Source organism: Actinoalloteichus hoggarensis, assembly GCF_002234535.1.
Lineage (GTDB): Bacteria > Actinomycetota > Actinomycetes > Mycobacteriales > Pseudonocardiaceae > Actinoalloteichus_A > Actinoalloteichus_A hoggarensis.
The window spans coordinates 5226671-5239690 of sequence record NZ_CP022521.1 but is presented as its reverse complement, the minus strand read 5'-3'; the positions used below and the strand labels follow the sequence as shown (position 1 = coordinate 5239690).

General features: G+C 64.1%; 11 protein-coding genes and 1 tRNA gene. 6 read left to right on the top strand and 6 right to left on the bottom strand.

Translation table 11 applies throughout. The features are described 5' to 3' along the window. Positions 1–139: 139 nt before the first annotated feature. Both AHOG_RS22375 and AHOG_RS22370 read right to left on the bottom strand, forming a co-directional pair. Positions 140–1354, bottom strand: a complete 1215-nt coding sequence (locus AHOG_RS22375; protein ID WP_093943100.1) for a serine hydrolase domain-containing protein — start codon at positions 1352–1354, stop codon at positions 140–142. A gap of 311 nt (positions 1355–1665) precedes the next feature. Beyond that, a complete protein-coding gene (locus AHOG_RS22370) occupies positions 1666–2646 on the bottom strand; it encodes an oxidoreductase (RefSeq protein WP_093943099.1) in 981 nt (326 codons plus the stop codon). A 55-nt stretch (positions 2647–2701) separates the two neighbouring features. On the opposite strand from AHOG_RS22370, the gene AHOG_RS22365 reads away from it, so the two are divergent. The 5 genes from AHOG_RS22365 to AHOG_RS22345 all read left to right on the top strand — a co-directional run bounded on the left by AHOG_RS22365 (position 2702) and on the right by AHOG_RS22345 (position 6218). Next, on the top strand, positions 2702–3130 hold the full coding sequence (locus AHOG_RS22365; RefSeq protein ID WP_093944703.1) for a MerR family transcriptional regulator: 429 nt from the start codon (positions 2702–2704) through the stop codon (positions 3128–3130). 53 nt (positions 3131–3183) lie between these two features. Beyond that, entirely contained in the window at positions 3184–3777 is a 594-nt protein-coding gene (locus AHOG_RS22360; RefSeq protein WP_093943098.1) for a PadR family transcriptional regulator, read from the top strand. A 154-nt stretch (positions 3778–3931) separates the two neighbouring features. Beyond that, positions 3932–4399 (top strand): hemerythrin domain-containing protein, encoded by a 468-nt coding sequence (locus AHOG_RS22355; protein WP_093943097.1) that lies wholly within the window; start codon positions 3932–3934, stop codon positions 4397–4399. Positions 4400–4619: 220 nt separating this feature from the next. Continuing rightward, positions 4620–4931, top strand: coding sequence for a hypothetical protein (locus tag AHOG_RS22350; protein WP_093943096.1), 312 nt, complete (start codon positions 4620–4622; stop codon positions 4929–4931). An 870-nt stretch (positions 4932–5801) separates the two neighbouring features. Continuing rightward, positions 5802–6218, top strand: a complete 417-nt coding sequence (locus AHOG_RS22345; RefSeq protein ID WP_093943095.1) for a very short patch repair endonuclease — start codon at positions 5802–5804, stop codon at positions 6216–6218. On the opposite strand, the gene AHOG_RS28860 is transcribed toward AHOG_RS22345, so the two are convergent. From AHOG_RS28860 to AHOG_RS22330, 4 genes are read right to left on the bottom strand one after another with little or no spacing between them, the layout of a single operon-like run. Continuing rightward, positions 6184–6789 (bottom strand): hypothetical protein, encoded by a 606-nt coding sequence (locus AHOG_RS28860; protein WP_157736998.1) that lies wholly within the window; start codon positions 6787–6789, stop codon positions 6184–6186. The genes AHOG_RS22345 and AHOG_RS28860 overlap by 35 nt on opposite strands. Beyond that, positions 6789–8441 (bottom strand): helicase-related protein, encoded by a 1653-nt coding sequence (locus AHOG_RS22340; RefSeq protein ID WP_093943094.1) that lies wholly within the window; start codon positions 8439–8441, stop codon positions 6789–6791. The genes AHOG_RS28860 and AHOG_RS22340 overlap by 1 nt, the downstream gene beginning before the upstream one ends. After that, positions 8438–10729, bottom strand: a complete 2292-nt coding sequence (locus tag AHOG_RS22335; protein WP_157736997.1) for an ATP-binding protein — start codon at positions 10727–10729, stop codon at positions 8438–8440. Before AHOG_RS22335 ends, AHOG_RS22340 begins: the two co-directional genes overlap by 4 nt. 53 nt (positions 10730–10782) lie before the next feature. Next, entirely contained in the window at positions 10783–12027 is a 1245-nt protein-coding gene (locus AHOG_RS22330; protein WP_093943092.1) for a DNA cytosine methyltransferase, read from the bottom strand. 848 nt (positions 12028–12875) lie between these two features. Between AHOG_RS22330 and AHOG_RS22325 the strand changes: the two genes are divergently transcribed. Continuing rightward, positions 12876–12949, top strand: a tRNA-Ile gene (locus AHOG_RS22325). The last annotated feature ends 71 nt before the right edge of the window (positions 12950–13020 follow it).

The window sequence follows — 13020 nt, the reverse complement described above, 5'->3', positions numbered from 1 at the left end:
GACTCGAGGAGACCGGTCACCGGCCCTGGACCCCGTCCCGTTCCGCGGGCCGCGGCGGGAGCGCATCCGACGGTCTCTGTCGGCCGGTCTCGACTCGACACGCCCGCGACAGGGGCCCCGACCGCGACGACCGCCGGCATCAGGCTCGCCAGCCGGCCAGGAGACGCGCCATGAGCCGGAAGGGGATCGCCTGGCCCCGGACCTGATCGACCGAGCCGGCCAGATGCACGCGCAGCTCGGGCGAGTGGAAGAGCCACGTGCCGGTGGCCCCCGAATGGCCGAGGAGCGTGACCGGGCGGCGGCCCGCGGACATCAGCCTGCCGATCGTCCAGGACATGGTGCCCAGGCCGTAACGCAGGACGGGGATGTTGCGCAGCCTGTTACGACGCTCGTCGAGCAGACCCACCGAGCCCGGATCGCGGAAGAGCGCGCCCCGAAGCAGCGCTCGCTGGAAGACGATCAGGTCTCCGGTGGTGCTGACCAGGTCGTTGCTCGACGCCACCAAGGAGGGCAGCTCGACCGGTTCTCGGCCCGAGGCGAGGGGCAGCGGCGCCGCGACCGCCGGGCGAGCTCGCCTGCGACCGGGCAGCCAGGTGTCGGCGAGGCCGAGCGGCTCGGTGATCCGTTCGGCGAGCAGCTCGGCGAACGGCCGCGCGGTCACCGTCTCCAGGATGCGGATGAGGAGCTGGAAGCCGGTGTCGGAGTAACGCGCCTTCTGTCGAGGAGTGGCGAGATCCTGTGGTGCGAAGTGCGGGCGCTGCCGGTCGCGGGTGGTGGCGATCACGTCGTCGAAGGTCCAGCCCGTGTCCCGACCGGCGTGGAGATGTTCGGTGAGGCTTCGGTCGCCGCGCCGCCGTTCGAAGTGGTCCGGCAGCCCGGAGGTGTGGCTCGCGAGATGGCGCACGGTGATCCAGGGCGTCCGGTCGACTCCGCCCAGGACGTGCAGGCCGTCGGTGGTGGCCGCGGGCAGGTAGTCGGTGATCGGCGCGTCCAGGTCGAGCTCGCCGCGCTCGTGGGCCTGGATCACCAACGTGACGACGAACCGCTTGGTGATGCTCGCGATGAAGAACGGCGCGTCGGGGCGGGCGGGCGGCAGGTCGGCGCCGAGGGAGTCTCCGGGGTCCGCCGAGCCGGCGGACGCGGAACCTGCGGCGGCCGACCAACGGTGTGTGCCGTCGTCATCGGCGATGGCGACGACGACGTGGTGCAGCCCGCCCCGAGACACGAGGCTTGTCAGCAGGTCTCGCAGGCGGGCGTCCACGTCGGCGGGCGTGTGGTTGTCGGAAGCGGGCGTCGTACGGGGCGGCGCGGTCACAGCCGGGTCCTTCCTGCCATAGACATGCCTCTTAGACATGTCTCAGGGAACCCTAGGCTAGACGTATGAGGACCGGCCGCCGACCAACGTCCGTCCTGGAGCCGTGACCGGCGGCTGTCGCCGCCCCCGCCGTATGGCCGATGGCGGTATGTCCCAGACCGCGATCGCCGCTGAACGGGCCTGCTCGCGGCAGCCCCGGCGTCGCCGGTCGCCGCCGGTGGACCACCGCCTCCTCGACGCGCAGGCACGTGAGCACGCACCTCGGCCGCGACGTGCGCGACCGTACGAGTGCGGAGCCGTCAGATCAGTCGCGGCCGGCGGCTCGATGAACAGCGGCGCATCGGCGTGGATCACGCCGTGGACCGTTCGTACGGGTGGACGCCGGTGATCCGGGCCGACACCTGCCAAAGCCGTTCGGCGCTTTCCGGGTCGACGGCGTAGTCGCGAACGCCGCCTGTCTCCATCGATCCCTCAGGGCCGGCGAGCGGCGCGATGTCGCAGTCCTCGCAGTACACGCCGCCCCGGCCCTCGAGGAGGGCGGACGTCGCCGCCCAGAGTCCGGTCGCCGCACCTTGGCTCGGCGACTTGAACCCCGCCCCGACGATGTCGCCCGCCGCGTCGATCCACCCTCGTTCGATCTGTTCGGCCGCGGTCATGTCGCGCTGTAGTTCGGTGATGACGGCCCCGGGGTGCAGCGAGAAGGCGCGGATCCCGTCGTCCTTCGCGATCGCGTCGAGGTGCACGGTGAACAGCACATTGGCCGTCTTCGACTGGCCGTAGGCCAGCCACTTGTCGTAGCCGTCGTCGAAGTGCGGATCGTTCCAACGGATGTCCGACAGGTGGTGTCCGGCCGAGGAGTACGACACCACCCGTGCCCCGTCGGCGCGCGACAGCAGCGGGAGCAGCAGGTTGATGAGGACGAAGTGGCCGAGGTGATTGATCGCGAAGTGGCTCTCCCACCCGGGACCGACACGTCGCTCCGGCGAGGCCATCACGCCGGCGGCGGCGATCGCGATGTCCAGCCGCGCCTCGGACTCGGCGAGTCGCTCACCGGCCGTGCGCACACTGGCGAGGTCGGCCAGGTCCATGGGAACCACGGTGACCCTGTGGAGGTCGTGCAGCCGGGCACGGGCGACTTCCGGCCGCCGCGCAGGCACCAGCACGCGCGCTCCCGCCTTCACCAGGGCTCGCGTGGTCTCCAGTCCCAGGCCGGAGTATCCGCCCGTGACCAGCGCCGTCTTACCGTCGAGATCGACCCCGGTCAACACCTCGTCGGCCGTGGACTCGGCGGTGAACCCTGATCGGAACTCCGTCCGCTGGTTGTTCGTCATACCGCGAACCTAGGATCTAGAGCGGACTCTAGATCAAGCGCGAAAGGTGCTCGGCGTGACCACTGTGGATCGGCGGGAGGAGACGTTCACGATCGGCGAGGTCGCCGAGCGCACCGGCCTCAGCGTTCACGCGCTGCGCTACTACGAACGTCAGGACCTGCTCATCGGCCCCGTGCGACGAACGTCCGGAGGCCGCCGCGTCTACACCGCTGTCGACGTCGACTGGCTCCGGATCTGCGTCAGGCTCCGTGAGTCCGACATGCCGCTGGCGGACCTGAAGAGGTTCGCCGCCCTCGTCAGGCAGGGCCCGGGCAACGAAGAGGACCGGCTGAGGCTCCTCGACGAGCATCGTCACCACATCGAGGCCCGGATACGGGCGCTCGAGGAGTGCCGATCGCTGATCGAATGGAAGGTCGGCGTCTACGCCGAACATCTCCAAGCCGGTTCCGCGGCCGGACTGTGGGATCCCGAGCACAAGGCGTGAACACCGCAGGCGGCATCTTCAACGTCGACCGCCGCAACGGCTAGGTTCCGCGCATGGCACACGTGATCCTCGGCCTGCTTCTGATCAGGTCGCAGAGCCTCTACGACCTGATCAAGGCATTCGAGGCGGGCGTCGGGCTCCTCTACAGCGCCAGCTCGGGCAGCATCAAACGCGCCCTGGACCAGCTGCGCGAGCGAGGGCTCATCGCGGTCGCCGGTGCCGAGCCCACCGGCCGGGGCCGGAAGGCGTACCACGTGACCGACGCAGGCCGGCGGGAGTTCCACACGTGGATGACGAGCGAGCCGACCGGGTCGGACCTGGAGGGCGCCGCGCTCAACCGGCTCTACTTCCTCGGACTGGTGGACCCGGCGGAGCGAAGGGCGATCCTGCGCCGCATCGAGGCGCGGATCAGCGAAGAACGGGCGAGGTTCACCGACCTGGGGGACCGCATCGCCGCCGCCGCCGTGCCCGAGGACCTGCGCGAGATCGCCGTCTACCAGCGCGCGACCCTCGACTACGGCCTCGCCTCGCTGGGCTTCCTGGCCGAATGGTTCCGGGAGCGGGCCGAGCGTGAAGATCAGCGGCCGGCCGCTGACGGTGGGCGAGCCGCCTTCCACGGGCGGGGGCCTGCCTCGTCACGGCCGTGATCCGCCGGTCGACGGTCGCCTCCGCGCCGGATTCACGCACCGCGTCGGATATCGTGTCGTCAGCGTCGCGTGTCGGTGGCAGGCAGTGTCAGACATGGAGGCGTGGAAGCACGAAGGAGCACGACGATGACCACGTCGTTCCCTTCGCCCTCCGATGGCTGAGGGCGAGAAGGCCAGGCTGAGGGCCTGGAGCCATGAGATGCGCACCGTTCATCGACGACTGCGCGAGGCACTGAGCGTCACCCGCGACGCGGTGTGGGAGGGCGAAGGCGATGCCGCCACCCGTGATCTCCTGGTGTTCTGCCGAGGGTTCTGCACCGCGCTGAACGGACATCACGAAGGTGAGGACCGCAGTCTGTTCCCCGCCATCGAGGCGGCGCACCCGGAGCTGCGGGAGACCCTGCGGCTGCTGACCCAGGATCACTCGATGATCTCCTACCTCCTCGACGGGCTGCGCGAGGCCGCCGATCGGGCAGCGTCCGCGCAGGAGATCGACCGACACCTCGAGGGGATCGCCGCGATCATGGAGAACCACTTCCGCTACGAGGAACGCATGCTCCTGTCGGTGTTGGAGACCCTCGAACTGGCGGCGGACCCCCGTGACGTACTCGGACCGTTGTAGACGGTGGTTCGGCCGTCCGTAGTCCTGTCACGGATCGGCGGGCGGCCGCGGTGCGGGCGAGTCGGCGGCAGGCGCCGGTGCCTGCCGCCGCGCTTCGGTGCGTCGGCGCAGTGGTGTGCCGAGGGATGGGCGGCAGACTCTTCAGGGTGAACGCCGCCCGGCGTTTCCCGACACACAGTGGATCTTGGGCCAGACTGTCGGCGAGCACGATCCTCGTGTCATGAAGAAGGAGAAGGTCGCCGTGTTCTCTGTCGCCTCCCGTATCGTCGCAGGTGCCGTGCTGACCGGCGCGGTCCTCATCGGCGCTGCCACGCCCGCCGCGGCCGACGACACGGTGACGAGCCCGGCGGACCACTCGGGGTCCGGCCGCGGCGTCATGGTCAACCTGGACGAATACCTGGACGGCGACGCATATCGAGACGGCGCGCACGTCATCAAGGTTCCCGTCAGCATCGTCGCGTCCTACGAGTCGTCGCCGATGTTCGACTTCTCCGGCGCGGGCCCGGAGTTCTCCGGCTTGTTCGGCGGCTGACGTCGAGACGGGCTTGGGGGCGCAGGTCCGCGGAGTCCGGAGGTTCGGTCTTCGTGCTTCCGGGATTGCCGGCGGACGCCGTCGGCCCTGCCGCATGCCGAGCCTGATGCCGGCCGTCTCCGGCCGATTTCTCGGTACCGCGAAGCTTGTGCTCCGTAGTCGGTCGCTCCCTGTGTCAAGGCGGCTCCCACCGAAGGCAAACTCGGCTTTCGCGTCACGACCGCCCGGTTAGCGATCGAACGCCTCCGGCCTGAGTGGTCGGGCGCCTGGGTGAGGCGATCGCTCAGCGTGTCCAACCGATCCGCGATGGCGGCCAGGCTGTCTTCGATGGCGGCGAGGCGTTTCGTCCACGGTGCGCGGCCCCGCCGTGTCGTCGACCTGCGGCGGGGGTGCCTAGGAGCACGACGGCCAGGCGACGCGGATGCCATTCCAGGCGGTAGAGAGGCCCTCTAGAGTGCGGGCCGCCGTGCCCGCGGCGGATGGTGTCGTAGTGGGGGTTCGCGGATGATCGCCTGTGAGATTCGCTGACGCTCGGCGACCCCGCGTTGCCTTTCCAACTCGTGCATGCGGTCATCGGGGCCCAAGCGACCGCCGCCCAGTCTTCGGCCGTGCGCTTCTCCGCGTTCCGGGCTTGAAAGCTGACACCGGCGTCGGGAGCCGAGGTGCGTAGGACCACGAACAACGTGGCAGTCGTTCCATGGTGACAGAGCACATCCGCCCGCCTTCCATGAAGACGAGCATGGACTCAGGTGGATCAAGTACTGGTAGTCATGACCTACAACACGAGTCTGCTGAGCCCGTGTCGGTGCGGTGGTGCACCATGGCCTGGTGAGTGTGCCGCCAGTCATCGACCCCGCCGTGAGCGCACGGATGTCCAACACTCGCGGGCGCGACACCGCTGCGGAGATGGCGATCCGTCGCGAACTTCATAGGATAGGGATGCGGTACAGGGTGCACTACCGTCCGATCCCAGGGCTTCGGCGGACAGCTGACATCGCGTTCACCAGGCAGCGGATCGTGGTACTGATCGACGGATGCTTCTGGCATGCGTGCCCTGAGCACTACCGCCCAGCTACGGGCAGTCGGAGTCGATTCTGGGCGGACAAGATCGAGCAGAATAAGCGCAGAGATCTCGAAACGTCAATGGCTTTCGGTGCCGCTGGCTGGTCAGTACTTAGGTTCTGGGAACATGAAGATCCTGCCGTAGTGGTTGGTCGGATATCTTCGGCGGTCAACGAAGCCTCCTGTCGGACTACAAGACAGGCTTCCGGCTCGCCGCGTAGGTGATCTGTTTGCATTCAGCCCCGACGATGTGGCTCAGTGCCACCACTAGATCCCATTCGTTGGCGGGCAGCGGTGCGCTGTTCGGCTTTGTGATGACCACGGTAATTGGCTTCGATGAGTCCTCGGCGCGGACAAGGCACGAGTTCCAAATCAGCCCCTGAAGGGCGCTCAGTGGGCCCCAGATCACGAACATCGACGCGCCTTCGGGGCCTTCGGCGAAGCACCTCATGGGCTTCTCCTTGATGGTATTTGTTTTAGTTATCCATCGATCTCCGAGCGCTAGACGCACCACGGACTCGGGTCCGGGATATGCACGCCTTGTATAGGGCGCGATCGGACCAATTCCTTCTAGTGCTCGGCGATATTCCTTTGCGGGGCCGTCCTTAATCCAGACCCTGATCTTCTCCGCTGCCATGTACGGTGAAAGTCGGCCGCCGATCTTCGGGTCCTTCACGAAGCGGTCGTACATCTCGCTGGCGGTGCTCGGGGATGTTTCCTCCCATCGCGCCACGTCTAGCCTCCGTACCACTTCCTCGATGACTGCGGTACGCACGTCGGCCGGGATATTGCCCACTAAGCCCCCTTGATCGGTGGAAACTCAAGTCGTACGCTGTCGTCGGCGTTGCCTAGATCACCGATGTCAGCCATCCATTGTTCGAGAAGATCGCGCACGTGGAGATCCTCGAAAAGAAACTGGTTGCGGCCGATAGACAACTGTTCGATCTCACGTTCCGGCACCTGTTTATGCATATCGTAGACTTCTGCGAGTCGTCTTATGTCGCTCACGAAGTCAAGTACCTCTACGTGAGTCTTCCCCTTTCGGAGGCGTAGGCCGCGCCCGAGTTGCTGGACGAAGATCCGTCGGCTGTGGGTGACTCGTGCGAAGCACAAGATATTCACGTCAGGGACGTCGACACCCTCATTGAGGATGTCCACCGCCACGAGGATAGGTACCTCACCAGAGCGAAATTTGAGAAGCCTCTCTCGCCGGTCTCGACCTTTCAAGTCCGCGTGCAGAGTCGCGGCACTCTCCCAGCCGGGGCGCCGTGCGATGAGATCGCGCATCCGCTCGGCGTGCTCGATGGTTTGGCAGAATATGATCGCCCTCGGTGCGGTCGTCTTATCCCAGGTCTCCTCTAGGCGCCTTTGGATGGCATCGTCCCGCTCGGCGATGAATAAGCGTTTGTTCAGGTCCTTGATGGAATAGCCATGCTCCGATGCGTGCCGGACGAAATCCCAGTCGATGTTGTCTGCGAACACCCGATACTTTACATCCACTAGGTAGCCGAGTTTCATGCCTTGTGATATCGATACTCGGACAACCGGCTCGCCGAACGTCTGCTCGATGTCATACTTGTCTCCTCGCCATGGCGTCGCGGTCACACCAAGTCGCTTCGCACCCGGCAGGAGATCAAGCATCGTGGCGTAGTTGCCGGTCTCACCCACGTGGTGCGCCTCATCGACGATCACCAGTTTGGGGGAATAACCGGTCTCGATGTAGTCGCGAGAGGTCGGGGCGACACCGAAGGTCACTCCCGGGAGCGCATTTGGCTTAGAGGCTCCGTGCAGGAGTCGGGTGGGGACGTGCTTCGGAATGTCACGCCACATGGCGCGTTCGAGTTGTTCGACAAGCTCAACCATGTGCGCTGTGACCAGCACCTGAGCACCTGGGTTGGCCAGTAGGAACCGCCTGAGCACGCGCCCTGCGACGACCGTCTTACCGAGCCCGGTAGCGAGGTAGACTAACGCCTCGCCCGTGTCACCGAGCGCTTTCCATGACGCGTCGACCGCGTTTTCCTGATACAGATGGAGATTGAAAGGATCGGCGCTGTCCGGGACACGTTCGTAGAGCGCGGACAATTGGCTGCCGCCCCAGAGCGTGATATTTACCCCAGTGTCCCGCAACGCACTGGCGCGTTCTTGCGCCTTCCGGGTGTGGACTCGATTCGTGACCACCACCGCTCGATGGATGCCGTAGTAGTTCATCGCCGTGTGAGCCTGATCGACCGCGTCTACGTCGACGGCACCCGACTTCTTCCATTTCGCCTGGAAGATCCAATCCACGCCCGCAAGTCGGCCGATCACATCGGCCCCCTTGTCGCCGGGACCGTCGATGTTGACCACATCGGTAAAGGCCATCAGACCAAGCAACCGCTCCAACTGCCGTGTGAACCCCTTCGGTCCCTCCTCGATCAAGAAGGTGGGGTCGAGAAACGAAGTCGTCACGTGGCTGCGATCTCAGCTTCGAGTAGGTCAGCCGTCAGTAGTAGTCGGGACAGCTCCAGAGTCTGGAACACCGGTGTGCCTCCGGTCATTCGCCGTAGGTCGGCGAGAAGCGCTCCAAGTCGTGCAACCTGGTCCGCCCGTGTGTCCTCGCCGAGGGACGTGTAGGTAGTCTTGAACAGGGCTCCATCCAGAACGAGATCAGGGCTGTCCGTCACCAGGTCCAGGATGCCCTGAGCGCTCAGATACCGTGCGTACTCCCCGTTCTCGACGGCGCCGCTCCAGTCGACATATGGTGCGATGCTCACCGCGTTGGCTTCAGCAGCTCGCCGGGACTCACTAGACAGCGTGTTCCAGTACGTGCTCGGATCCTTTGCGGTCAGGTCGGCGAGACGCTCACGGATGTCGTCAAGCAGTGAGTCTGCGCGTGCACGCACCGCAGTAGCGTCGACACGACGGTCGGGGAACTGTCCGAGAATCATTGTGATGAGTTGATCGATCGGCTCTTCGACGCGGTACACGTTCTTCAACTGAGGTGCCGCGCATACCAAAGCGACGTTCATCGGTGACCAGCCATAGCGGGCGATCAGGGTAGCGCTTCGATCCACGTATATCTCGATCTCGCCAGCGACGATTCGGACCACGTATGCTTGCTTCTGGCCGTCCTTGGTCAATTCGACGCCGGATGTGACGTAAACGCGTAGGACTGGCTGCGCGTCTCCGATCCGCACGTGGCGGTCGGTGTCGGACAGCAGGGTCGCGGCCGACTGGTACCGCGTGAAACGCTCTTGTTCTGTCTCCGGTCTGATCAGCTCGGGTTCATCAGATTTATCGTCCTTGTCGGACATGTCAAGGGATCCCATGCCCCTTTCGCTCAGATGGGACAGCCCTTCGTCCTGCAGCCAGGCGTCATCATCCTGCAGTTTGGCAGCTGGGGTAGGTCCGCTTTGAAACCGATCATGATCCACTGCGGCTTGATACCATTTTTCGTCGGTCAGGTAATCGGGATCTCCATTCCGAAACTTTGCGCCCCACGCCTTGGTCGCCTCATGTATCGACGACTCGCCGTTTCCCGGCACGAGGTACCGAAGTCCAGCCTTGTTTTCGCGGTAGGCATTGAAGAAACGGCTCATTGGCGAGGTGTTTTCGTGTCCGACTAAACGCTTCGCGTGCTGGGGCCGGAGGGGCTCCGGGCCGCGGACCTTATCAACCATGAAGCGCCATTCGTGCGAAGATGTATCGAAGTTGCTCTTCCGCACGTTGACTGGTGCGTGGTCGAGGTGTATCTCGCCGACGATTCTCCCCATTCCGAGTTCGATCGGGTACTCGAGCTCGTAGTCGCCGTCTGGGGTCTCCCAGCTGAACAGTGATTTGTCCTGATAGGTGATCGCTCGGCCATGTCGTAAGAACGTCAATCCAAAGTCTGATTTGTCCGCGTAGCGTTGGATTCCGAGCCAGCCCAAAATCCGTCGTTCGCGCTCTTCAATATCTGTGCTCTCGCACTCGATGCAAACATTGTAGGCCGAGGTGTACCAACGGCCGCAATTCATGCAGGCATGTGCATTAGTAAGCGGAATGTTGATTCTGGTAGCAGCTTGTGTCGCACTGCCCTTGTAGGTGACCGAGCGATTTGGATCCCAGATGCACGGAAGGTGAGGACTCACGGCGCGTTTATTAACGTACAGGCGTTGGTTGGCGCCGCCCATCAGCTCTGCGCCTGAATGGCCGCCCTGGGGATCGCGGAGCATATATGTATAGATCCGGCCGAGATGGCCCGATGTCTCCTTGATCGCTCGCGTGGACTTTAGTCGTATGACCATATCCTCACGAAGTCCGGTGACTGTCACGAGCGTGCCATGTTCCTCGCGTGCCTTGCGTTCGTAACGCAGTGGAACCTCATAGGTGGACTGACGTCGCATCGCCGTGAGGTCGAGCGTCGCGATGACCCACCGATCGTCGCCGCTCCGGCCTGTCCGGACCTCCGTGATGGTCCCCAAGCGCGCGGTGGCGATATTGAAACCCATGCCGAAGAGACCGAGGCTGCCGAAGCGCTGCTTGCCCGATGTGCCGGCACTCAGCGCTTCTTGTAGTTGGGTTGGAGACATACCCCGCCCATTGTCCTCGACCGAGATCGCCGAGGACCTTCCGACGGTGCGGGAGACTGGCAGTGTGATATCGATGCGGGGTTCTAGTGTCCGATCTTCAGTGGACGCCTCGACCAGCTCGTCTAGGGCATTGTCGATCAATTCGCCGAGGCACTGATGCAGTTGCAAGTCAACCTCGGCGATCATCTCCAAGATTCGTGGAGACGGCATGACGTTAATCGTGCTAGGTCGAGCGCCGATCACGGCTTGATCCCCTCTCTGATCAACGCCTTGTATACGCTCTCCGCGACGACTTGTCCTAAGAGCACAGGGACGGCATTGCCAAGCTGGCGCATCGCTTCTCCCCAGGAACCGTGAAGTTCGTAGTCATCGGGGAATGTCTGGAGACGAGCGCTCTCGCGGACAGTGAAGTATCGAATCGAGCCGTCGACGTTCCGAAGCATGTTTTCACCGCCGGGGACGCCGTGACCGCCTGCCTTGAGCGCCTTGGCAGGCATGTCTAACGGGCTGCCGGTGTGACCGGGGTATGACCGCGCGCCCGGTTGAAACTCGTGGTTGAGGACCTTCCGTGACGGTCGGACCATTGGTTCGGGTAGGCCTGCGAAAGCATCGCGAACTGTACGCCAGCGTTGCTGCGGTTCATCGGTGATGAGGTATTCAGGGATTCGCTGCTTAGGCTGTTCCGGCCTTTTACTCGATGGAACCTCATGCTCTTCCCAATAATCGCCTGTGACCCATTGTGAATGAAGAAGCGCATGTTTCGAGTGGCTGGTGGCAGGGAAGCTCCACTCGATATCGAGGTCCCCTCGGAAGCCCACGATGAACACCCGATGCCTTTGCTGGGGCACGCCGTAGTCCGCCGCGTTCACTAGTGTTGGCACAACCCGATAGTTCAGTTCGTGATGTTGTCGGTCTCCGATCGCCGCCCGAAGCCTTTCTAGGTGATCGAACCATTTCTCGCCTGGATTGCTTGTCAATCTCGGAAGCGCGAGCCTGTGCTGAATATACTCGTAATAGTCGGAGAAGGCCGTCCGCGTGAGTCCGCGCACGTTTTCGATGATGAATGCCTGCGGCGCCAGTCCGGAAATGATCTCAGCCGTCACCGGAAACATGTCCCGAGGGTCGTCAGATGCTTTGGCGAGACCTCCTGTGGAGAACGGCTGGCAAGGAGGGCCCCCCGCTACTAGAGTGACGTCTTCTGTGACCTTTGACCATTCGAATTTTCGTACATCGCATTCGTGGACATTCCAGTTGGCGACCAGCTCGTGACCGCGGTGCTTGTTCTGTCTGACCGTGTCGCACGCCCACTTGTCGCGTTCCACCGTGGCCAGCGACTCGAACCCGGCCATCTGGCATCCAAGAGCCAGTCCGCCAGCACCAGCGAAGAGCTCCACGCTGGTGAGTCGCGTTGCCGTATCCCCGATGACAGGTAACTTGGGCGGGTCTGCGGACAGGACGCCGGAGGCGACCGCAGTCTTGGACATGCGCTTCCTTCATTCCTGGGTGTGGCTGCGGACATCATGCCCGACTTGACCGCCACTCTGGTAGCGATCACGGGTGAACTTCGAGCCTGATCGCGCCGACGAACGATCCTACTGGCGATGGAACTAGCCTTCGGCGTGCTTGAACAATACGGTGCGCGAGCAGCGCGGGCTCTCAGGGCCGTTGAGCCATGATGCGTGGTGTCGGCGTACAACCGCCTTCATGGGGTCTCGAGTTGGTACCTGTCCACCCCGTCACGGCCGCTACCAGCGCGGTTACGCTTCTGATCGCTCCGCACGAGCCTTAAGTTTTTGCATAATGGGCGCTCACCGCGCCGCGGTCGGGCCTGACGTCCAGCACGGCTTTTACGCCGCCGAAGTCACGCGGTGAGCTCACGGGGCGCGGAACTCCTCGGTCGCGGGCGGCTCCTGAGTCCTGAGGAGCAGGTCGCGGGCCTGACGAGTCCAGAGTCTTGGGGGATGTTGAGCGGACCGCTCTGGCGAAGACGGACGATAAGACCGACGTTATCGTCAATGACAGGCGACTGAGTCGATCGAGCTGATCGCGCCGGGTCCCTCGACCGTATGAATGTCGAGGTGGACACGGCGTGACGTGGACGCATGTCACCAGACTGGATCGGGTCTCTCTGTCTGAGGAGATGCACGCAGCCTCCTGCTGGACACGCTGCAGTCAGCCAGGATCCCGACGGCTGCTCGGGTCAGTCGACGAACCAGGGTCGCCAGCCGCTCTGTCCGGGCGCCGAAAACCGTTGCTCAGGGACTCGCTAGGATCACGACTGCCTGATCCGCGCGCCGGTGCCGCCGTCGGAACGCAGCGGACGACGGCACCGGGGGCGGTAGCTCAGTCGGTTAGAGCAGGGGACTCATAATCCCTTGGCCGTGGGTTCGAGCCCCACCCGCCCCACCGAGCCTGACCAGCCAAAACAGCCCGACCACGTTCCAGATGTTGATTTATGGGTGCCGTTGCGGGTGCGA